We start from the raw sequence: 21,060 nt of genomic DNA, 5'->3' as shown, positions 1-21,060 counted from the left end.
GAATGTTCGCGTCTGCGAAACAACTTGACGCGATGCAGCATTATTGAATACAGTTTGCTTGTGAATGGATGTTTTTCGATCATATCTTCGATACTGCGTAAGAAGTATTCACTCGCATCTTTTTGATCAAGCTCGATATTTCGCATGAAAAAGCCCGCTCCGGGGCTTCCGGGCGGGCTCTTTTCGTTTCCGTATTGCCGTCGGTCAACTGTTGGCGTTATGCGCCGCAAGTGCTGCCATGTTGACGATATCGGAATCCTTGGCTGTCATCGAGACGATCTGGACCGACTTGTCGAGGCCGACGAGCAACGGGCCGATCACGGTCGATCCGCCGAGCTCCTGAAGCATCTTCGTCGAGATCGATGCCGAATGGAACGCCGGCATGACCAGTACGTTGGCCGTGCCCGACAGGCGGCAGAATGGGTACTGTTCCATCACCTTGGCATTCAGCGCCACATCGGCCGCCATTTCGCCGTCATACTCGAAATCGACGCGGCGCTTGTCGAGAATGTTGACCGCTTCGCGCACCCGCTCCGAGCGTTCGCCGGACGGATGGCCGAAGGTGGAATAGGCCAGAAGCGCCACCCGCGGCACGTAGCCGAGCCGGCGGGCGAGATCCGCGGCCTCTTCGGCGATATCCGCCAGCTCTTCGGCCGACGGCATGTCATGAACCGCCGTATCGGCAACCAGTACGGTGCGGCCGCGGCAGAGCGCCAGCGACACGCCGATCACCCGATGTCCAGGCTTCGGATCGATGCAGCGGCGGACGTCATCGAGCGCGGTGGAATAGTTGCGGGTGATGCCGGTCACCATGCCGTCCGCATCCCCCATCGCCACCATGCAGGCGGCGAAGTGATTGCGGTCGTTGTTGATCAGGCGCTGCGCATCGCGGAACAGATAGCCCTGCCGCTGCAGCCGTGCGTAGAGATAATCCGTATAGGCGCCGGTGCGCTTGGAAATGCGGGCATTGACGAGCTGGATGCCGGGCCGGTCGAGATCGATGCCTTCGCGTTCCGCCGTCTCGCGCATCCGGTCCTCGCGGCCAAGAAGCAGCGCGGTGCCGAGTTCCTGGTTGGCATAGGCGAGCGCCGAGCGCATCATCTGCACCTCTTCGCCTTCGGCAAAGACGATCCGCTTCGGCTGGCGGCGCACGCGCTCATAAATGCGCTGCAGCGTCGAGGCGATCGGGTCGCGGCGAGCTGACAGCTGCCGGCCATAGGCGGCCAGATTCGGAATCTGCTTGCGGGCGACGCCGCTCTCCATCGCTGCCTTGGCGACGGCGACCGGGATGGCCGAGATCAGGCGCGGATCGAAGGGCACGGGGATGATGTATTGCGGGCCGAAACGCGGGCGGTTGCCCTGGTAGGCGGCGGCCACGTCATCCGGGACGTCTTCCTTGGCAAGGCTCGCCAGCGCCTGTGCGGCGGCAATCTTCATCGCCTCGTTGATCGTCGAGGCGTGCACGTCGAGCGCGCCGCGGAAGATGTAGGGGAAGCCCAGAACATTGTTGACCTGGTTGGGATAGTCGGACCGTCCGGTCGCCATGATCGCGTCGTCGCGGATGCGGGCGACTTCTTCCGGCGTGATTTCCGGATCGGGATTGGCCATCGCGAAGATGATCGGCCTGTCGGCCATCGAACGGATCATCTCTTCCGACAGCGCGCCTTTCTGGGAAAGGCCGAACACCACGTCGGCGCCGTCCATGGCTTCCGTCAGCGTGCGCCGGTCGGTCTTGACCGCATGCGCCGATTTCCACTGGTTCATGCCCTCGGTGCGGCCCTGGTAGATGACGCCCTTGGTATCGCACAGGATGATGTTGGCCGGGTTGAAGCCCATCGACTTGATCAGCTCGATACAGGCAATCGCCGCGGCCCCTGCACCATTGCAGACAAGCTTGGTGGTCTTGAAATCGCGGCCCGTCAGCGTCAGCGCGTTGATCAGGCCGGCGGCGGCGATGATCGCCGTGCCATGCTGATCGTCATGGAAGACCGGGATATCCATGATCTCGCGCAGCCGCTGCTCGATAATGAAACATTCCGGCGCCTTGATATCCTCCAGATTGATGCCGCCGAAGGACGGCCCGAGGAAACGCACGCAGTTGATGAACTCTTCGACATTCTCCGTGTCGACTTCCAGATCGATCGAATCGACATCGGCAAAACGCTTGAACAGCACCGACTTGCCTTCCATCACCGGCTTGGAGGCCAGCGCTCCGAGATTGCCAAGGCCAAGGATGGCTGTGCCGTTGGAGATGACGGCCACCATGTTGCCGCGCGTGGTGTAGTCGTAAGCCTTGGAAGGGTCGGCGGCGATCGCCTTGACCGGAACGGCGACGCCGGGCGAATAGGCAAGCGACAGGTCGCGCTGCGTTGCCATCGGCTTGGTGGGCGAGATCTCCAGCTTTCCGGGCCGGCCCTGCGAGTGAAAATCGAGCGCTTCCTGATCCGTGACGCTGGTCGAGCTGCGGCCGGGTTTGTCATTTGCGGGCATGGGTCCTCCAACCTTTTGTGGGCGACGGCTCTCCAGGGCCGCTTTGTTGTTGTCTTCTATAAACGCGCATGGATAGTGTGGCACCACTTTTTTGGAACCAGCATGACTTTTGTAGCCGAGCCGATCACCCGCAATCCCGAGGTTCTCACCGCCGCTCAACTGGCGACGGAGGAAAGCCGCGCCACAGCCACGCCGATGATGGAACAATTCATCGAGATCAAGGCGAACAATCCCGATTCGCTGCTGTTCTACCGGATGGGCGATTTCTACGAGCTGTTCTTCCAGGATGCCGTCGAGGCGTCGCGGGCGCTCGGCATCACGCTGACCAAGCGCGGCCAGCATCTCGGCCAGGAAATCCCGATGTGCGGCGTGCCGGTTCATGCCGCCGATGATTACCTGCAGAAGCTGATCGGAATGGGCTTCCGCGTCGCCGTCTGCGAGCAGGTCGAGGATCCGGCGGAAGCCAAGAAGCGCGGCGGAAAATCGGTCGTCAAGCGCGACGTCGTGCGCCTCGTCACGCCAGGCACGATCACCGAGGACAAGCTGCTCTCGCCATCCGAATCGAATTATCTGATGGCCTTGGCCAGGATTCGCGGCGGTGCCGAGCCGGCCATCGCCCTTGCCTGGATCGATATCTCCACCGGCGTCTTCCGGCTGGCCGAAACCACCGAGACCCGGCTGCTCGCCGATATCCTGCGCATCGAGCCGCGCGAGCTGATCCTTGCCGATACGGTCTTCCACGACCCGGACATGCGGCCGGTGATCGATATCCTCGGCCGCGTCGCCGTTCCGCAGCCGGCCGTGCTGTTCGACAGCGCCACGGCGGAAAACCGCGTCACCCGCTATTACGGGGTCAAGACACTCGACGGCTTCGGCAGTTTTTCCCGCGCCGAGCTTGCCGCCGCATCGGCCGCGATTTCCTATGTCGAAAAGACCCAGTTCGCCGAACGGCCGCCGCTGGGGGCCCCGGAGCGGGAAAGTGCGGCCTCGACGCTGTTCATCGACCCCGCCACCCGCACCAATCTCGAACTGGTCAAGACACAGTCGGGTGACCGCAACGGCACGCTTTTGAAGGCGCTGGACCGGACGGTGACCGGTGGCGGTGCCCGGTTGCTGGCCGAACGGCTGATGTCGCCGTTGACCGATCCCGAGCGGATCAATGCGCGGCTCGATTCGATCTCCGCGCTTGCCGACCAGCCGTCGTTTTGCAGTGACCTGCGCTCGGCGCTGAAGCACGTGCCGGACATGCCGCGTGCCCTGTCTCGCCTGTCGCTGGGACGTGGCGGCCCGCGTGATCTGGGCGCGATCCTTGCCGGATGCCAGTCTGCGGTCGAGGTTGCCGGCTTGCTCGGCCGGGGCGATCTTTCCGAAGAGTTGCGCCTGGCGCTGCAGTCGGTCAGCGCATTGCCAAACGACATGGTCGAGCAACTTTCCACCATTCTCGGCGACGAACTGCCGTTGCTCAAGCGAGACGGCGGCTTCCTGCGCGATGGGGCAAGCCCCGAGCTTGACGAGATGCGGGCGCTGCGCGACCAGTCCCGCCGGGTGATCGCCGGCCTGCAGCTCGACTATGCCGAGGAAACCGGCATCAAGTCGCTGAAGATCAAGTACAACAATGTGCTTGGCTATTTCATCGAGGTGACGCAGGGCAATGCGGGGCCGATGACCGACAGTCCGGAGGCCAAGGCCCGCTATATCCATCGCCAGACGATGGCGAATGCGATGCGTTTCACCACGACGGAACTGTCCGATCTCGAAACCAAGATCGCCAATGCGGCCGACCGGGCGCTGACCATCGAGCTTGAGGCCTTCGACAGGCTGTCGGCAGCGGTGGTGGCGGAAGCGGAAGCCATCAAGGCGGCCGCGCTGGCGCTGGCCGTGGTGGATGTCTCGGCCGGGCTGGCAACGCTTGCCGAGGAGCAGGCCTATTGCCGCCCGCTGGTCGACCAGTCGAAAATGTTTGCCATCGACGGTGGCCGCCATCCGGTGGTCGAACAGGCGCTGCGCCGCCAGTCGGGAGCGGCCTTCGTTGCCAATGCCTGCGATCTGTCGCCGCATGACGGCGAGGGCGACGGGGCGATCTGGCTTTTGACCGGTCCCAACATGGGCGGTAAATCGACCTTCCTGCGCCAGAACGCGCTGATCGCCATCATGGCGCAGATGGGCTCGTTCGTGCCAGCCGCGTCCGCCCATATCGGCATTGTCGACCGGCTGTTTTCCCGCGTCGGCGCATCGGACGATCTGGCGCGCGGCCGCTCAACCTTCATGGTCGAGATGGTCGAGACGGCGGCAATCCTCAATCAGGCCACCGACCGCTCATTGGTCATTCTGGACGAGATCGGCCGCGGCACGGCCACCTTCGACGGTCTGTCGATCGCCTGGGCATCGGTCGAGCATCTGCACGAGGCCAACCGCTGCCGCGGATTGTTCGCCACGCATTTCCATGAACTGACGGTGCTTTCCGAAAAGCTGGGGCGGCTGTCCAACGCCACCATGCGGGTCAAGGAATGGGACGGAGACGTCATTTTCCTCCATGAGGTCGGACCCGGCGCGGCCGATCGTTCCTATGGCATTCAGGTCGCGCGGCTGGCCGGCCTGCCGGCCTCCGTCGTTTCTCGCGCCAAGGATGTGCTGGCGAAACTCGAGGATGCGGACCGCAAAAACCCGGCCAGCCAGCTGATCGACGACCTGCCGCTGTTTCAGGTGGCGATCCGCCGTGACGAGCGGACCAAGGCCGGTCCGTCGCAGGTAGAAGAGGCTTTGAAAGGCCTCAATCCGGACGATATGACCCCGCGCGAGGCCATGGATGCGCTTTATGCGCTGAAGAAACAGCTGGGGAATTGATAGAGCCTTAGCCGCAGGTCTCCGGCCGATGAAGACATCTATTTGTCTTCAAAAACAATGTCGTTCGTTCGTTTTTGTCAAAATTTATGGTTGAAATTTCGACCCCTGCCCCCGTAGGTTATGTTTCGGGATCAGGGGATGCGAATGACGATCTGGTACTATAAACTGGGGACGGAACAGGCCGGACCGGTTTCTGCGGATGCGCTTCTCGAGTTGGCAAAATCGGGCGCGGTCAAGCCGGACACATTGGTCTGGCATGCCGGGATGACTGCGTGGGAAAAGGCAGCCAAAACCTCCGAGCTGGAGCTATCCTTTCCAGAAATGCTGACGGACATCGCCCCTATAGGACGTGATCTGCCACTGGCTGGCCCGTGGGAACGGCTCTGGGCCAGATTGCTCGATGTCTACATTTTCACGCTGGTCCTGGGAGGTGCCGCGGCAGTGCTTGCCGACCTCTACATGCCGTCATTCCTGGTCGGATTTTTCAATTTGCCTGGCGTATTGCTGGACATCATATTCCTCCCGTTCGCGGGCCTCGCCGCAGCGGCAATCATGCGCATAACGGGAACCACGATCGGAAAGGCTATCGTCGGCATAAAGGTCCGGCGTCTATCTGGACCCAATACGTTGCCTTTTTTGCTGAAGCGCGAATTCAAGGTCTGGATATTCGGCCTCGGAATCGGGCTACCCTTGATAAATCTCATCACCATGATCAACCAGCATCGGCACATCTCAAAGACGGGATCAGCTGGATATGATCAGGGTGTCGCGCAGGTGACGAGCAGGGGTTCGCTGGCGCGCTGCTCGGTGGCCGCTCTTGCCTTCGCTGCCATATTGTTCTCCGCATGGCATCTCGAGGCGATAGACAAGTCGGCAGCGGACGATGTCAAGATCACGCGGGAGTGGACCAATCCGGCTACGGGCGGGCGCACCGTCGTTTCGAAGACGTGGACTTTCAAGGAGTTGAAAGCCGAGTTCGGCAGTACCTTTCATTTCTCTTCGAGCCACCTGTTGGCCGAAATGGTGTTGGGCTACGAGCCCTTGGATCAGGATAACATTGATCCGTTCACGTACGGAGAAGCGCTTCAAGAGGTGATCTCCGAAGATTTGCGTGTCACTTCGGAATGGAAACCTGTCGAGGTTGCCGGCATCAAATCGGTACGGGCCACCGCGGTTCACAAGACAGCGGCAGATACGAATGTCGAGATTACGGTGACTGTCGTCGGGAGAAGTGCCTGGCGTCTTTTCGTTTTCGTCAGGGGCCAGCCGGCGGATCAGTTCATCGAGGGCAAAGCGGCGGCACAATCGCTGTTCTTGACGATCAAGGATATCAATCTCCCGACAGATCTGCCCTGCGGCGATGGCCGCTGCGTGTAGTTTACGTCCTCCGGCAAACCTCGGTGGTGTTGAGAACGAAACAATCCTCAGTGAGCGTCGTCGGATGTGGTTTTGATGGCCCATGCCCGGAATGCTGAGGTTTTGAAACGCGCCGATCCGGGGATAGGACATTACGTCGAGTGCTGGCCCTGCTTTGTGCGCAGCAACAACTTGGCAATTTCTGACCGCTAAAGTCTTGTCCATTCTCGGGCAAAAGGTTTATAGCGCATGCACAAGCAGCGGCTCGCAGAGCCCGCCGGACAGGAAGACGGTCGGCCTTTGATGACCAAACACGAAACGTCATTTCCCGACATCCTGGATGTCGCAGCGCTCAGAGCCCGGTGCAGCTTCATCGCTTCGGCCCATGCGGAACACCGCGATCTGATGCGCCAGGCGCTGTTGGCGGCGTTCAAGCAGGCCAATCTCGACGGCCGCGAAAAGGCGCGCGAACTGTTGGCGCGGGACGGCAGCGGCCTGAAATGTGCCGAGCGGATTTCCTGGCTGCAGGACCAGCTGATCACGGTTCTGCATGATTTTGTTCTGAACGAGATCTTCAACGCCGCCAATGCGCAGCCCTGGACCCGCATCGCCGTCACCGCCGTCGGCGGCTATGGCCGCGGCACGCTGGCGCCGGGCTCGGATATCGACCTGCTCTTCCTGCTGCCGGTCAAAAAGGCTGTCTGGGCCGAGCCGGCCATCGAGTTCATGCTCTATATCCTGTGGGATCTCGGCTTCAAGGTCGGCCATGCCACGCGCACGATCGACGAGTGCATCCGGCTGTCGCGCGGCGACATGACGATCCGTACGGCAATTCTCGAAACGCGCTATATCTGCGGCTCGAAGGAGCTGGCGGAGGAACTCGAGACCCGCTTCGACAGCGAAATCGTCAAGAACACCGGTCCGGACTTCATTGCCGCCAAGCTGGCCGAGCGCGACGAGCGCCACCGCAAGGCCGGCGATACGCGCTATCTGGTCGAGCCGAACGTCAAGGAAGGCAAGGGCGGCCTGCGCGACATCCACACGCTGTTCTGGATCGCCAAATATTTCTACCGGGTCAAGGATTCGGCCGATCTGATCAAGCTTGGGGTCCTGTCGCGGCAGGAATATCACCTCTTCCAGAAGGCCGACGATTTTCTTTGGGCGGTGCGCTGCCACATGCATTTCCTCACCGGCAAGGCGGAGGAGCGGCTGTCTTTCGACATTCAGCGCGAGATCGCCGAAAGCCTCGGCTATCACGACCATCCGGGCATGACGGCGGTCGAGCGCTTCATGAAGCACTATTTCCTGGTCGCCAAGAATGTCGGCGATCTCACCCGCATCTTCTGCGCAGCGCTCGAGGACCAGCAGGCCAAGCAGCTGCCGGGGTTTACCGCAGCGCTCAGCCGCTTCACCCATCGCATCCGCAAGATTGCCGGAACGCTGGAATTCGTCGACGACGGCGGGCGCATCGCGCTGGCAAGCCCGGATGTTTTCAAGCGCGATCCGATCAACCTGATCCGCATCTTCCATGTCGCCGATATCAACGGGCTGGAATTCCACCCTGCTGCCCTCAAGCAGGTGACCCGTTCTCTCGCCCTGATCACGCAGCCCGTGCGCGACGACGAGGAAGCCAATCGTCTTTTCATGTCGATGCTGACGTCGCGCCGCGACCCGGAGCTGATTCTGCGGCGCATGAACGAGGCCGGCGTGCTCGGCCGCTTCATTCCGGAATTCGGCAAGATCGTCTCGCTGATGCAGTTCAACATGTATCACCACTATACGGTGGACGAGCATCTGCTGCGCGCCGTCGATGTCCTGTCGAGGATCGATCAGGGCCGCGACGAGGAGCTGCATCCGCTCGCCGTCAAGCTGATGCCGGGGGTCGAGGATCGCACCGCGCTGTTCGTGGCTGTGCTCCTCCACGATGTCGCCAAGGGCCGCCCGGAAGATCATTCGACCGCCGGTGCCAAGGTTGCGCGCAAACTCTGCCCGCGTTTCGGCATGACACCGAAGCAGACGGAAACGGTGGCATGGCTGATCGAGGAACATCTGACCATGTCGATGGTCGCGCAGACGCGCGATCTCAACGACCGTAAGACGATCATCGATTTCGCTGAAAAGGTGCAGTCGCTCGACCGCCTGAAAATGCTGCTGATCCTGACCATCGCCGATATCCGCGCCGTCGGTCCCGGCGTGTGGAACGGCTGGAAGGGCCAGCTGCTGCGCACGCTCTATTACGAGACCGAGCTGCTCCTGTCCGGCGGCTTTTCCGACCTGCCGCGCAAGGAACGCGCCGCCCACGCCGCCGCCGTGCTCTTCGACGCGCTGCCCGACTGGAGCCAGAAGGACCGCAAGACTTACACCAAGCTGCACTATCAGCCCTATCTTCTCTCCGTGCCGCTGGAAGATCAGCTGCGCCATGCCGTGTTCATCCGCGAGGCCGACAAGGCCGGCCGGGCGCTGGCGACGATGGTGCGCACCCATCAGTTCCACGCCATCACCGAAATCACCGTGCTGTCGCCCGACCATCCGCGCCTCCTGGCCGTGATCGCTGGCGCCTGCGCCGCTGCCGGCGCCAACATCGTCGACGCGCAGATTTTCACCACCTCCGATGGCCGGGCGCTCGATACGATCCTTATTACCCGCGAATTCCCGGTCGACGACGACGAGATGCGCCGTGCGGCCAGCATTGGCCGGATGATCGAGGATGTGCTGTCGGGCACCAAGCGCCTGCCGGAGGTGATTGCCAGCCGCACCAAGCATCGCAAGCGCAACAAGGCCTTCACGGTGCCGCCGGCCGTCACCATCAGCAACAGCCTGTCCAACAAGTTTACCGTCATCGAGGTCGAGTGCCTCGACCGCACCGGCCTCCTTTCGGAAGTCACCGCCGTGCTCTCCGATCTCTCGCTCGACATCGCCTCGGCGCATATCACCACCTTCGGCGAGAAGGTCATCGACACGTTCTATGTCACCGATCTCGTCGGCCAGAAGATCACCAATGAGGGGCGGCACGGCAATATCGTGGCGCGGCTGAAGGCGGTGATGTCGGACGAGGCGGACGAAATGCGCGACCGCATGCCCTCGGGCATGATCGCGCCGCAGCATACGCGCTCGGTCACGGGCGCAAAAAGGGCCAAGGCAGAATCATGAGTCTCGTCCGGAAGTTCATGACCGTGGGCGGCGCCACGCTCGGCAGCCGCATCTTCGGCTTTGCCCGCGAAACGCTGATGGCGGCGGCACTCGGCACCGGTCCGATGGCCGATGTCTTCTACGCGGCCTTCCGCTTTCCCAATCTCTTCCGCCGTCTGTTTGCCGAAGGCGCCTTCAATGCCGCCTTCGTGCCGCTGTTTTCCAAGGAGATCGAGGCCAACGGCACCGATGGCGCCAAGCGTTTCTCCGAAGAAGTCTTCGGCGTGCTGTTCACCGTGCTGCTGCTGATCACCATCGTGATGGAACTCTCGATGCCGCTGCTGGTGCGCTTCGTCATAGCGCCCGGTTTCGCCGATGATGTCGAGAAATCGAGCCTCACCGTGCGCATGGCAATGGTGATGTTTCCCTATCTCATGTGCATGTCGCTGACGGCGATGATGAGTGGCATGCTCAATTCGCTGCACCATTTCTTCGCCGCCGCCGTCGCGCCGATCTTCCTCAACGTCGTGATGATCGGCGCTCTGTTCTATGCGCTTTATACCGGGGCCGATCCGCTCACCACGGCGTGGTATCTTTCCTGGGGTGTTCTGGTCGCCGGTATCCTGCAGCTTGCGGTCGTCTATTTCGGCGTCATTCATGCAGGCATGAGCATCGGCCTCAAGTTTCCCCGCTTCACGCCCAACGTCAAGCGCCTGCTGATCCTTGCCGTGCCCGCCGCCATCACCGGTGGCATCACCCAGATCAACCAGCTGATCGGCCAGGCGATCGCCTCGGCGCAGGAGGGGGCCATCTCCGCCCTGCAATATGCCGATCGTATCTACCAGCTGCCGCTGGGTGTCGTCGGTATCGCCGTCGGCGTCGTGCTGTTGCCGGAATTGTCGCGCGCGCTGAAGGGCGGCAATCTGCGCGAGGCCGGAAACCTGCAGAACCGGTCGATCGAGTTCGTGCTGTTCCTGACGATCCCGGCCGCCTTCGCGCTCTGGATCCTGTCCGATGAGATCATCCGCGTGCTGTACGAGCGCGGCGCTTTCCATGCGCAGAACACCGCCGTCGTCGCATCGATTCTTGCCATCTACGGCATCGGCCTGCCGGCCTTCGTGCTGATCAAGGCGCTGCAGCCGGGTTTCTATGCCCGTGAGGATACCAAGATGCCGATGCGCTTTTCGGCCATCGCCGTCACCGTCAATTGTGCCCTCGCGATCACGCTGTTTCCCCATTTCGGTGCACCGGGGATCGCGGTTGCCGAAGCCACGGCCGGCTGGATCAGCACGGTCCTGCTGTTTGTCACGCTGCTGCGCCGCGGCCATCTTGCCTGGGATTGGGCGCTTGCCCGCCGCGCGGCTCTTCTCGTCGTGGCAGCGGCGATCATGGGCGGCGTTCTCTATTATCTGCGTGGCGTCTTTGCCGCCTCGCTTGCCTCGGGCTCGCCGCTGCTGACCAAATTGGGCGCGCTGGGGCTTCTGATCGGCGTCTCCATGATCGTCTATTTCGCCGTTGCCTTCCTGATCGGCGGGGCCGATCTCGGCATGATCCGGCGCAACATGAAGCGCAAGGCCTCCGTTGAGCCGCCACCGCCGGCCGATCTTTAAGGCGGGGATATGGAGGTTGAGGCTTCAGGCCCGCCGGGCCGACCGGCGTTTGGCGCTGAGGATGCCGCCGCCCGATTTTCCGCAATATGTCCATTGACGCCTGGGGCCGATATCGACGTGAATAATCCCGTTGCAATAGCGGCCGATGCCGCCGATGCCGGGCGCCGTTTTGGCTGCGGCGATGATCGTGCTTTCGGACACGCCGGGCACACGGATATCGGCTGCCTGGCAGCGCCTGTGCAGCGAACCGGCGCGATGCGCGCGGGGACGGTGGCCCGATGTCACCAAAGGGCGGCGCCCGGTTTTCGCGGCGATATGCGCCAGGATGCCCTCAAGCTTGGGTGAAAAGCACTCCGTCGCAACGGAAACGGTCTGGACGGAATAGGCTGCCGTCATCCGGTGGACCGGCAGCTTTACCTTGCGCTGCCTGTCCTTGGCATCGGCTGTCGGAAGAAAGGCCGCCGCGAGCAGGCAGGCAAGAGCAATCGAAAAAACGGTACGCATGACAATCCCTTTGCTGCATGCCGGTTGCGGATACGGATTTGCCGTGGGCATGCAGACATCGCCGGTTCGGCAAAAGCTCGGAAACCATGGCGTGTTGAAAAGAGGCCGGATCAGATGACCGGCATTCGATGGGATGGGTAAATTCATCCGAAATAAAGCATTTTTATGGAATTATCTGCTTATAGTGCGCGATTGGTGTCCGCAATTTGGCCTTAATCTCTAAATGCCATTGTTAATTTAGAGGATAAAATTCCGGCCTGGCGGCTCGATGGTGGTTTTCATGGCCGTCACCGTGCCTCTTGATCACGGCTGCGCCTGCGTGCATAAGCCCGCCAACAGCAACACGAGGCCGGGCCCTCCACAAGCCCGAATGAGGACACGATGTCAGACTTCAAGCCGCTCGTTTTTTCCGGTGTTCAGCCCACCGGCAATCTGCATCTCGGCAATTATCTCGGTGCGATCCGCAAGTTCGTGGCGCTGCAGGAAAACAACGACTGCATGTATTGCGTCGTCGATCTGCACGCGATCACCGCGCAGCTCGTGCATGAGGACATGCCCGGCCAGATCCGCTCGATCGCCGCCGCATTCATCGCCGCCGGTATCGATCCGAAGAAGCACATCGTCTTCAACCAGTCGGCCGTGCCGCAGCATGCCGAGCTTGCCTGGATCTTCAATTGCGTCGCCCGCATCGGCTGGATGGAGCGCATGACCCAGTTCAAGGACAAGTCCGGCGGCAAGAATGCCGAGCAGATGTCCTTGGGCCTGCTTGCCTATCCGAGCCTGATGGCAGCCGACATTCTCGTCTACCGCGCCACCCATGTTCCGGTCGGCGACGACCAGAAACAGCATCTGGAATTGACCCGCGATATCGCCCAGAAGTTCAACATCGATTTCATGGAGCATATCCGCCGGACCGATTACGGCATCGACATCAAGGTCGGCGATGAGCCGGTCCATGCCTATTTCCCGATGGTCGAGCCGTTGATCGGCGGTCCTGCGCCGCGTGTCATGTCCTTGCGGGAGGGCACCAAGAAGATGTCGAAGTCGGATGCGTCGGATCTGTCGCGCATCAACCTGATGGACGATGCCGACACGATCTCCAAGAAGATCCGCAAGGCCAAGACCGATCCGGACGCCTTGCCAAGCGAGGTTGATGGCCTGAAGGGCCGCGCCGAAGCCGACAATCTCGTCGGCATCTATGCGGCGCTGTCGGACAAGACCAAGCAGGAGGTTTTGGGCGAATTCGGCGGTCAGCAGTTCTCCGTCTTCAAGCCGGCTCTGGTCGATCTGGCGGTGACGGTTCTGGCCCCGATCTCGGGTGAAATGCGCCGCCTGATGGATGACACGACGCATATCGACGGCATCCTGCGTGATGGTGGCGAGCGGGCGCGGGCGCGGGCGGACGTGACGATGAAACAGGTTCGCGAGATCGTCGGCTTTCTGCAATAATTCGCCGCAAAAGAGCTCTTGCAGTCAAAAATATCGGGTGTAAGAGTCCCGCCATGGTTTCACCGCGACTCTCAAGACTGGAAGGTCACCGCCGCAAATTCATGGCGGTGATCGACGATACGCCGGAATGCGGCCGCGCCGTCCATTATGCCGGCATGCGGGCGAGAAATTCCAATGGCGGTCTTGTTCTGCTCTACGTCATCGCCGATGCCGACTTCCAGCAATGGCTGGGCGTCGAGGGCATCATGCGGGCCGAAGCACGGGCTGAAGCGGAAGCAACGCTTGCCAAGATCGCCCAGACGGTGCGCGAGACGATCGGCATCGAGCCGGAAATGGTCATCCGCGAGGGTGGCGCCACGGACCAGATCTACAGCCTGATCGAGGAAGACCGCGATATCGCGATCCTGGTGCTGGCCGCCGGCTCCGCCAAGGATGGCCCCGGTCCGCTGGTATCCTCGATCGCCGGCAAGACGGCGGCGTTCCCTATCCCGGTAACGGTTATACCGGACCTCCTGACGGATGAGGAAATCGACGCTCTGAGCTGATCCCCACCGTTATGGCAGGATCAATGGAATTGATCCTGGGTCGGCCGAAACGCTGACCCATGCATCTTGAAGCTGCGATCCAAACGGACTATATTCTTTTGAATAATTCTAAACAGGCTGGTTGAACGCGATCCCGGCCGACGCGGAGTAAAGACATGTTCATCCAGACCGAAGCCACCCCGAACCCCGCGACGCTGAAATTCCTGCCCGGCAAGGTGGTGATGGAGAACGGCACGGCGGAATTCCGCGATGAGGAAGAGGCTGCTGCCGGCTCTGCGCTTGCCGCCCGCCTGTTTTCGATCCCGGGCGTCACTGGCGTCTATTTTGGCTATGATTTCATCACGGTCACCAAGGAAGCGCAGGAGTGGCAGCACCTGAAGCCGGCCATCCTGGGCTCGATCATGGAGCATTTCATGTCCGGCCAGCCGGTCATGGCGGTCCATACCCGCGCCGAAGAGAGCGATCAGGACGGCGAGTTCTTCGAGGAGGGCGACGAAACGATCGTCGCGACCATCAAGGAACTGCTGGAAACCCGCGTTCGTCCGGCCGTTGCGCAGGACGGCGGTGACATCACCTTCAAGGGCTTCCGCGACGGAACGGTCTTCCTCAACATGAAGGGCGCATGCTCGGGCTGCCCGTCCTCGACGGCAACCTTGAAGCATGGCGTGCAGAACCTGCTGCATCATTTCATTCCTGAAGTGCAGGCGGTCGAAGCCGTCTGAGCGAGCGTTCGTCCGTGCTGAGACTGTCCATCAAAGTCCAGAAATCATGATCGTCCTGGCCATCGATACGGCGGGGACGGGCTGCTTTGCCGCAGTCTATGACAGCGCCGATGATACGGTTCTGGCCTCTGCCGGTGCCGATATCGGCCGTGGTCATGCCGAGCAGCTGATGGCCTTCATCGATGATGCGCTGGCGGCAAGCGGCAAATCTCTCCCGGATATCGACCGCATCGCCGTCACCATCGGTCCCGGCTCTTTCACCGGCATTCGGGTTGGCGTTGCCGCCGCGCGCGGTTTCGCGCTGGCGCTCGGCGTGCCGGCCATTGGCATTTCCGTGCTGGCAGCGCTTGCCGGGGCAACCCGTGAGGCGCATCCCGGACAAGCGGTGCTGGCCGCAATGGACGCCAAGCGCGATGAGCTCTATTGCCAGAGTTTCGAGGCCGATGGTACGGCTCGCACCGAGCCGCAGATGCTTGAACTTTCGGAGGCCCGGCGCATCTTTGCCGGTTTCGATGGTGTCATCTGCGGGACGGCCACGAAGCATCTGATTGATAATCCACCGGAAAACGTCGCACAAACCGACATGACCGATATCCGCATCGTCGCACGGCTTGCCGCTGCTGCCGATCCTTCTCAGGGCAAGCCGAGCCCGCTTTACCTGCGCGGCCCCGACGTCAAGTCGCAGGCCGGTTTCGCGGTGGCGCGGGCATAACATGTCGCTGACCGATTATTTCGTCCGCAAGCCCGAATTCGAGATCTTTTCTCTGGAAACGGCCGACCTGCCGAAGGCGGCGGATATCCACAAGCTGCGCTTCACTCCCTCCTGGAGCGATGGCGAACTGCATGCGCTGCTGGTGCAGGACACGGTTTTCGGTTTCATCGCCCGCCAGAGCAATGCCTATGCGCGGCCCTTGGCCGGCGGCTTCGTGCTGTCGCGTGTTGCGGCCGGCGAGGCGGAAATCCTGACGATCGGCGTCGATCCGCGCTTTTCGCGCATGGGGCTCGGCTGGCGGCTGATGCGGGCGGCGCTGCGCGAGGCGCGCGATCAGGCGGCCGAGGCGGTTTTCCTCGAGGTCGACGAGACCAATACCGCAGCCGTCGCGCTCTACCGGAAACTCGGCTTTGCAAAGGTCGGCGAAAGACGGGCCTATTATCAGGATGTTAACGGCGTGAAAACCGCCGCCCTTGTCATGCGCCTCGATCTTGGCTAGCCGTATCGGCTTTGAGAGAGGGAAGCGCTTGCGCCGCAACGCCGACATGACCTGCTGGTATGATGAACGGGATGCTGGCGCACGGCCGCCGATGCGGGACGTGTGTGCGTGATCAACTGGCTGCGTGTCACGCTGTGCATGACGATCCTTGTTCTTGCGACGCTCGTGATGGCGCCGGCGCAGATCGTCTTGCTCTGGCTGGATAGGCCGCAGCGCCGCACGCTTCCCCGCCTCTGGCACCGCATGGCCTGTCGTCTCGTCGGCATTCGCGTGCGCGTCCATGGCACGCCGGACCGCCAGCGGCCGCTGATGCTGGTGGCCAATCATGCCAGCTGGAAGGATATCCTCGTCCTCGGTTCGATCGCCGATGTGGTGTTCGTCGCCAAGTCCGACGTCAAGGCCTGGCCGGTTTTCGGTATTCTGGCCCGCCTGCAGGCGACGATCTTCATCGACCGTGACCACAAGCGCACCACCGGCAATCAGGTCAACGAGATCGGCAAGCGGCTGGCCGATGGCGAAATCGTCGTGCTGTTTCCCGAAGGCACGACATCGGATGGCAACCGGCTCCTGGAAATGAAGACCTCGCTGTTCGGCGCGGCTGCCGCTGCCGTGCCGCTATCGCCGACCGGGGCCGTCCATGTTCAGCCCGTTGCCATCGCCTATACCGGCCTTCATGGCATGCCGATGGGGCGCTATCACCGGCCGGTTGCCGCCTGGCCCGGCGATATCGCGCTGGCGCCGCATCTCCTCGGTATCCTCTATGAGGGCGCCGTCGATGTGGATGTGATCTATGGCGAGCAGATCACCTATACGGCCGAGAGCAATCGCAAGGTGGTCAGCCGCCAGATCGAGAAGAACCTCCGTTCCATGCTGGCGCTGAAGCTGCGCGGCCGGTGAATGAGCAAGAGCGCTTGGGGCTTCAATTTTGCCCCTCTATGCTCTATGGAACCGGGCATGACACAGGAAATCGCCGTTTTATCCACAAAGCCCGAAATGGCTCTCGAAAGCCCAGCCGTCCGCAAGGTCTTCGTCAAGACCTACGGCTGTCAGATGAACGTCTACGATTCCGACCGGATGACCGACGCGCTGGCCAAGGACGGTTACGTCTCGACCGATGTGATGGAGGACGCCGATCTCGTCCTGCTCAACACCTGTCATATCCGCGAGAAGGCCGCCGAGAAGGTTTATTCGGCGCTCGGGCGCCTGCGTGACCTGAAGAAGAAAAAGGCCGGCGAAGGCCGCGAGATGATGATCGGCGTCGCCGGCTGCGTCGCGCAGGCCGAAGGCGACGAGATACTGCGCCGGGCGCCGGCTGTCGATCTGGTCATCGGCCCGCAAACCTATCACCGGCTGCCCGAAGCCTTGAAGCGCGTCCGGCGCGGCGAGCGCGTGCTGGAGACCGATTATGCCATCGAGGACAAGTTCGAGCATCTGCCGGCCCCCGACAAGGCAAAGACCAGGGCGCGGGGCGTCACGGCCTTTCTCACCGTGCAGGAGGGCTGCGACAAGTTCTGCACCTTCTGCGTCGTGCCCTACACGCGCGGCTCCGAAGTGTCGCGCCCGGTCGCCCAGATTGTCGCCGAGGCGCAGAAGCTGGTGGATGGCGGCGTGCGCGAAATCACCCTGCTCGGCCAGAACGTCAATGCCTGGCACGGCGCCGGGCCGGACGGCGAAAAATGGGGCCTTGGCCAGCTTCTCCATCGCCTGACCGAAATCGAAGGTCTTGCCCGCCTGCGCTACACCACCAGCCATCCGCGCGACATGGACGATAGCCTGATCGATGCGCACCGTGACCTGCCGCAGCTGATGCCCTATCTGCATCTGCCGATCCAGTCCGGCTCGAACCGGATCCTGAAGGCGATGAACCGGCGCCACACGACGGCCGAGTACATCGCCCTGATTGCCCGCATCAAGACGGCCCGTCCGGACCTTGCGCTCTCGGGCGATTTTATCGTCGGTTTTCCCGGCGAGACCGACGAGGACTTCGAGGATACGCTGCGGCTTGTCGAGACGGTCGGTTATGCACAGGCATTTTCCTTCAAATATTCCACCCGTCCGGGAACGCCGGGTGCCGATCTCGAGGATCAGGTGCCGGAAGACGTAAAAGCCAAGCGCTTGGAAAGATTGCAGGCTTTGCTGCTGTCCCAGCAGAATGCATTTGCCCAACAGTGTATCGGCAAGACCATCGACCTGCTTCTGGAGAAGCCCGGCCGCATGCCGGGGCAGCTGATCGGCCGCTCGCCCTGGCTGCAGTCGGTGAATGTTGATGCAAAGTCATCGCAAATCGGTGACATTGTTTCTGTACGAATCACTGGTGCGGGCCCTAACAGTCTGTTTGCCGAGGTGGTAAGCTGAGGGACCGTCAACTCAAGGAGCCTGACCGCTTGAACGGACACGAATTGGTTTCATCCTCGCCGCGCCAGTCGAAAACATCCGCGACAGACGTCAATCACTTCGTGCTCACATTTGAGAACAACCGGTTCGCCAGCGAGTTGTTTGGTCAGTTTGACCAGAATCTCAAGTTGATCGAACAGCGCCTGCATATCGATGCACGACCGCGCGGCAATTCCGTTTCGATCTCGGGTGAAGTGGTCGCCACCAATCAGGCCCGCCGGGCGCTCGATTATCTCTATGGGCGCCTGCAGAACGGCAGCACCGTCGAGGCCTCCGATGTCGAAGGCGCCGTCCGCATGGCCGTTGCCGCCGATGACCAGCTACAATTGCCGACCATGGAAAAGAAAGCCAAACTGAACCTCGCGCAGATTTCCACCCGCAAGAAGACCGTTGCTGCCCGCACACCGACGCAGGACGCCTATATGCGCGCGCTGGAGCGGTCCGAGCTTGTCTTCGGCGTTGGCCCCGCCGGTACCGGCAAGACCTATCTGGCGGTGGCGCATGCAGCCCAGCTTCTCGAACGCGGTGCTGTCGATCGTATCGTCCTGTCGCGCCCGGCTGTTGAGGCCGGCGAGCGCCTCGGCTTCCTGCCCGGCGATATGAAAGACAAGGTCGATCCCTATCTGCGGCCGCTCTACGATGCGCTCTACGACATGATGCCCGGCGACAAGGTCGAGCGGGCGATCACCGCCGGCGTCATCGAAATCGCCCCTCTGGCGTTCATGCGCGGCCGCACGCTGGCCAATGCCGCCGTCATCCTCGACGAGGCGCAGAACACCACGACCATGCAGATGAAGATGTTCCTGACGCGTCTCGGCGAAAACGGCCGGATGATCGTCACCGGTGATCCGAGCCAGGTCGACCTGCCGCGCGGCGTCAAGTCGGGACTTGTCGAGGCCCTGCAGATCTTGAAGGGCGTCGAGGGCGTTTCCGTCGTCCGCTTCAAGGATGTCGACGTGGTGCGCCATCCGATGGTCGCCCGTATCGTGCGCGCCTATGAGGCGACGACCGCCGTGCATGACGAAAGCGAGCAAGGCGACCGCTGAGGCGGCCGCAGCCAATCATGACGAGCCTTGATATCCAGATCAGCGTCGAGGAAGGCCCATGGCCATCCGAGGCGGAACTCCAGTCCCTGAGCGAGCGTGTTCTTGGCGCCGGCGCAGATTTCCTGCGCCGGGAAGAGAAGCAGCCATTCCCGAAAATGCCGCCGGAAGTGTCGCTGGTCTTTACCGACGATGCCTCCATCCGCGCGATCAACGCCGAGTGGCGCGACCAGGACAAGCCGACCAATGTCCTGTCGTTTCCCGCCTTTCCGGTTGTGCCGGGCAAGATGCCCGGTCCCATGCTCGGCGACATCATCCTTGCCCATGAGACGCTGGTTCGGGAGGCCAAAGACCTCGGCAAGCCGTTCGACGCGCATCTCACCCATCTCCTGGTGCATGGATTTCTGCATCTTTTCGGTTATGATCACCTCGATGAGAGCGATGCGGAAAGAATGGAGAGCCTCGAGACTCGCATTTTGGCTGGTCTTGGTCTATCTGATCCCTATGGGGACAGTGATCCCGTTTGATAGTTTGGAACAATGAGCGATTTTAGAGCACAGCCGGCACCGGCTGTTAGAGATGAGGCGGAAGCCTCCAGTCAGGACGAGGCGGGCAGTAGTAGCACCGTTCCGAAACCTGAGAACGGTAAATCCGGTTCCTCCTTCTGGAGCCGTGCAGCCCGGATCTGGCGTGCCAGCAGCGGCTCCAGCCTGCGCGAGGATCTCGCCGATGCGCTGATGACCGGTGGCCCGGAGGGCGATACGGCCTTTTCGCCGGCCGAGCGGGCCATGCTCAACAATATCCTGCGGTTCCGGGAGGTTCGCGTCGAGGACGTCATGGTCCCGCGTGCCGATATCGAAGCGGTCGATCTGTCGATCACCATCGGCGAGCTGATGGTCATCTTCGAGGAATCCGGCCGGTCGCGCATGCCTGTCTATAGCGACAGTCTTGATGACCCGCGCGGCATGGTCCACATCCGAGACTTGCTCTCCTATGTCACCAAGCAGGCCCGCAACAAACGGCGCAATGGCAGCCGTGGCGCTGTCGGCACGCCGGTGACCGCGGCTGAAAAGCCGGAAAAGGCCGTTCGCCAGCCCAAGCCGAGCTTCGATCTCACCCGCATCGATCTGTCCAAGACCGTGGAAGAGGCGGGTATCATCCGCCAGGTCCTGTTCGTGCCACCGTCCATGCATGCATCCGACCTGATGCAGCGCATGCAGGCCGCCCGCATCCAGATGGCGCTGGTGATCGATGAATACGGCGGCACCGATGGCCTCGCCTCGCTTGAAGATATCGTCGAAATGGTCGTCGGCGATATCGAGGATGAGCATGACGACGAAGAGGTCATGTTCGCCAAGACATCCGACGATGTGTTCGTGGCCGATGCCCGCGTCGAACTGGAAGAGATCGCCGCCGCGATCGGCCCGGATTTCGACGTGCGCGAGCAGCTCGAGGATGTCGATACGCTCGGCGGTCTGGTCTTTGCCGCGCTTGGCCGCATCCCGGCCCGTGGCGAAGTCGTCCAGGCCATACCCGGCTTCGAATTCCAGGTTCTGGATGCCGATCCGCGCCGGGTGAAGCGCGTGCGGATTGTCCGCAAACGTCCGCCGGCGGCCCGCCGCCGTCCGCTGAAGGACGGGGAGGAGGCCTCCCTTGAGGTGCCGCCACCCGCTGCACCTGAAAAATCCCTGCGCGAAACCGGATAAGAGATTCGCCAATCGCGCGCAGGCGCCGTTTCAGTGCAGGACAAGCCGCCGCTTTTT

The 21,060-nt window shown here is 61.9% G+C and carries 16 protein-coding genes; 14 read left to right on the top strand and 2 right to left on the bottom strand.

The annotated features are described in order from the left end of the window. Nucleotides 1-204: 204 nt before the first annotated feature. On the bottom strand, nt 205-2,490 hold the full coding sequence (locus ADU59_RS03735) for an NADP-dependent malic enzyme (RefSeq protein WP_068951798.1): 2,286 nt from the start codon (nt 2,488-2,490) through the stop codon (nt 205-207). 102 nt (nt 2,491-2,592) lie between these two features. Between ADU59_RS03735 and mutS the strand changes: the two genes are divergently transcribed. The 4 genes from mutS (at nt 2,593) to murJ (ending at nt 11,429) form a co-directional block, all read left to right on the top strand. Then, a complete protein-coding gene (gene mutS, locus ADU59_RS03730; protein WP_068951796.1) occupies nt 2,593-5,334 on the top strand; it encodes a DNA mismatch repair protein MutS in 2,742 nt (913 codons plus the stop codon). 144 nt (nt 5,335-5,478) lie between these two features. Next, nucleotides 5,479-6,711 carry an RDD family protein gene (locus ADU59_RS03725; protein ID WP_158515695.1) on the top strand — a complete coding sequence of 411 codons (1,233 nt, stop codon included), beginning with the start codon at nt 5,479-5,481 and terminating at the stop codon, nt 6,709-6,711. A 282-nt stretch (nt 6,712-6,993) separates the two neighbouring features. Beyond that, nucleotides 6,994-9,840 carry a [protein-PII] uridylyltransferase gene (locus tag ADU59_RS03720; RefSeq protein WP_099050755.1) on the top strand — a complete coding sequence of 949 codons (2,847 nt, stop codon included), beginning with the start codon at nt 6,994-6,996 and terminating at the stop codon, nt 9,838-9,840. Next, on the top strand, nt 9,837-11,429 hold the full coding sequence (gene murJ, locus ADU59_RS03715) for a murein biosynthesis integral membrane protein MurJ (protein ID WP_068951789.1): 1,593 nt from the start codon (nt 9,837-9,839) through the stop codon (nt 11,427-11,429). The genes ADU59_RS03720 and murJ overlap by 4 nt, the downstream gene beginning before the upstream one ends. 24 nt (nt 11,430-11,453) lie before the next feature. Here murJ and ADU59_RS03710 read toward each other — a convergent pair whose 3' ends face one another. After that, nucleotides 11,454-11,933 carry a YcbK family protein gene (locus ADU59_RS03710; protein WP_068951787.1) on the bottom strand — a complete coding sequence of 160 codons (480 nt, stop codon included), beginning with the start codon at nt 11,931-11,933 and terminating at the stop codon, nt 11,454-11,456. A 381-nt stretch (nt 11,934-12,314) separates the two neighbouring features. Between ADU59_RS03710 and trpS the strand changes: the two genes are divergently transcribed. The 10 genes from trpS (at nt 12,315) to ADU59_RS03660 (ending at nt 21,003) form a co-directional block, all read left to right on the top strand. After that, nucleotides 12,315-13,382 carry a tryptophan--tRNA ligase gene (gene trpS / locus ADU59_RS03705; RefSeq protein ID WP_068951785.1) on the top strand — a complete coding sequence of 356 codons (1,068 nt, stop codon included), beginning with the start codon at nt 12,315-12,317 and terminating at the stop codon, nt 13,380-13,382. A 53-nt stretch (nt 13,383-13,435) separates the two neighbouring features. Continuing rightward, complete coding sequence (locus ADU59_RS03700) at nt 13,436-13,927, top strand: universal stress protein (RefSeq protein WP_068951782.1); 492 nt, start codon at nt 13,436-13,438, stop codon at nt 13,925-13,927. Between the two features lie 155 nt (nt 13,928-14,082). Beyond that, nucleotides 14,083-14,649: a NifU family protein gene (locus ADU59_RS03695; protein ID WP_068951780.1), complete on the top strand. Its 567-nt coding sequence runs from the start codon at nt 14,083-14,085 to the stop codon at nt 14,647-14,649. A 46-nt stretch (nt 14,650-14,695) separates the two neighbouring features. Beyond that, a complete protein-coding gene (tsaB, locus tag ADU59_RS03690) occupies nt 14,696-15,361 on the top strand; it encodes a tRNA (adenosine(37)-N6)-threonylcarbamoyltransferase complex dimerization subunit type 1 TsaB (protein ID WP_068951778.1) in 666 nt (221 codons plus the stop codon). Between the two features lies 1 nt (nt 15,362). Continuing rightward, nucleotides 15,363-15,860 carry a GNAT family N-acetyltransferase gene (locus ADU59_RS03685; protein WP_068951776.1) on the top strand — a complete coding sequence of 166 codons (498 nt, stop codon included), beginning with the start codon at nt 15,363-15,365 and terminating at the stop codon, nt 15,858-15,860. 108 nt (nt 15,861-15,968) lie between these two features. Then, nucleotides 15,969-16,757, top strand: a complete 789-nt coding sequence (olsA, locus tag ADU59_RS03680) for a lyso-ornithine lipid O-acyltransferase (RefSeq protein WP_068952551.1) — start codon at nt 15,969-15,971, stop codon at nt 16,755-16,757. Between the two features lie 57 nt (nt 16,758-16,814). Further along, nucleotides 16,815-18,215, top strand: coding sequence for a tRNA (N6-isopentenyl adenosine(37)-C2)-methylthiotransferase MiaB (gene miaB, locus ADU59_RS03675; RefSeq protein ID WP_068951774.1), 1,401 nt, complete (start codon nt 16,815-16,817; stop codon nt 18,213-18,215). Nucleotides 18,216-18,244: 29 nt separating this feature from the next. Beyond that, complete coding sequence (locus tag ADU59_RS03670) at nt 18,245-19,300, top strand: PhoH family protein (RefSeq protein WP_068951772.1); 1,056 nt, start codon at nt 18,245-18,247, stop codon at nt 19,298-19,300. A gap of 17 nt (nt 19,301-19,317) precedes the next feature. After that, a complete protein-coding gene (ybeY, locus tag ADU59_RS03665) occupies nt 19,318-19,824 on the top strand; it encodes an rRNA maturation RNase YbeY (RefSeq protein ID WP_068951770.1) in 507 nt (168 codons plus the stop codon). A 12-nt stretch (nt 19,825-19,836) separates the two neighbouring features. Next, on the top strand, nt 19,837-21,003 hold the full coding sequence (locus ADU59_RS03660) for a transporter associated domain-containing protein (RefSeq protein ID WP_068951768.1): 1,167 nt from the start codon (nt 19,837-19,839) through the stop codon (nt 21,001-21,003). The last annotated feature ends 57 nt before the right edge of the window (nt 21,004-21,060 follow it).

The sequence above is a fragment of the Pararhizobium polonicum genome (assembly GCF_001687365.1).
Classification (GTDB): domain Bacteria; phylum Pseudomonadota; class Alphaproteobacteria; order Rhizobiales; family Rhizobiaceae; genus Pararhizobium; species Pararhizobium polonicum.
The sequence above is the reverse complement of the archived record's forward strand: the minus strand, read 5'-3'. Positions and strand labels throughout refer to the sequence as shown.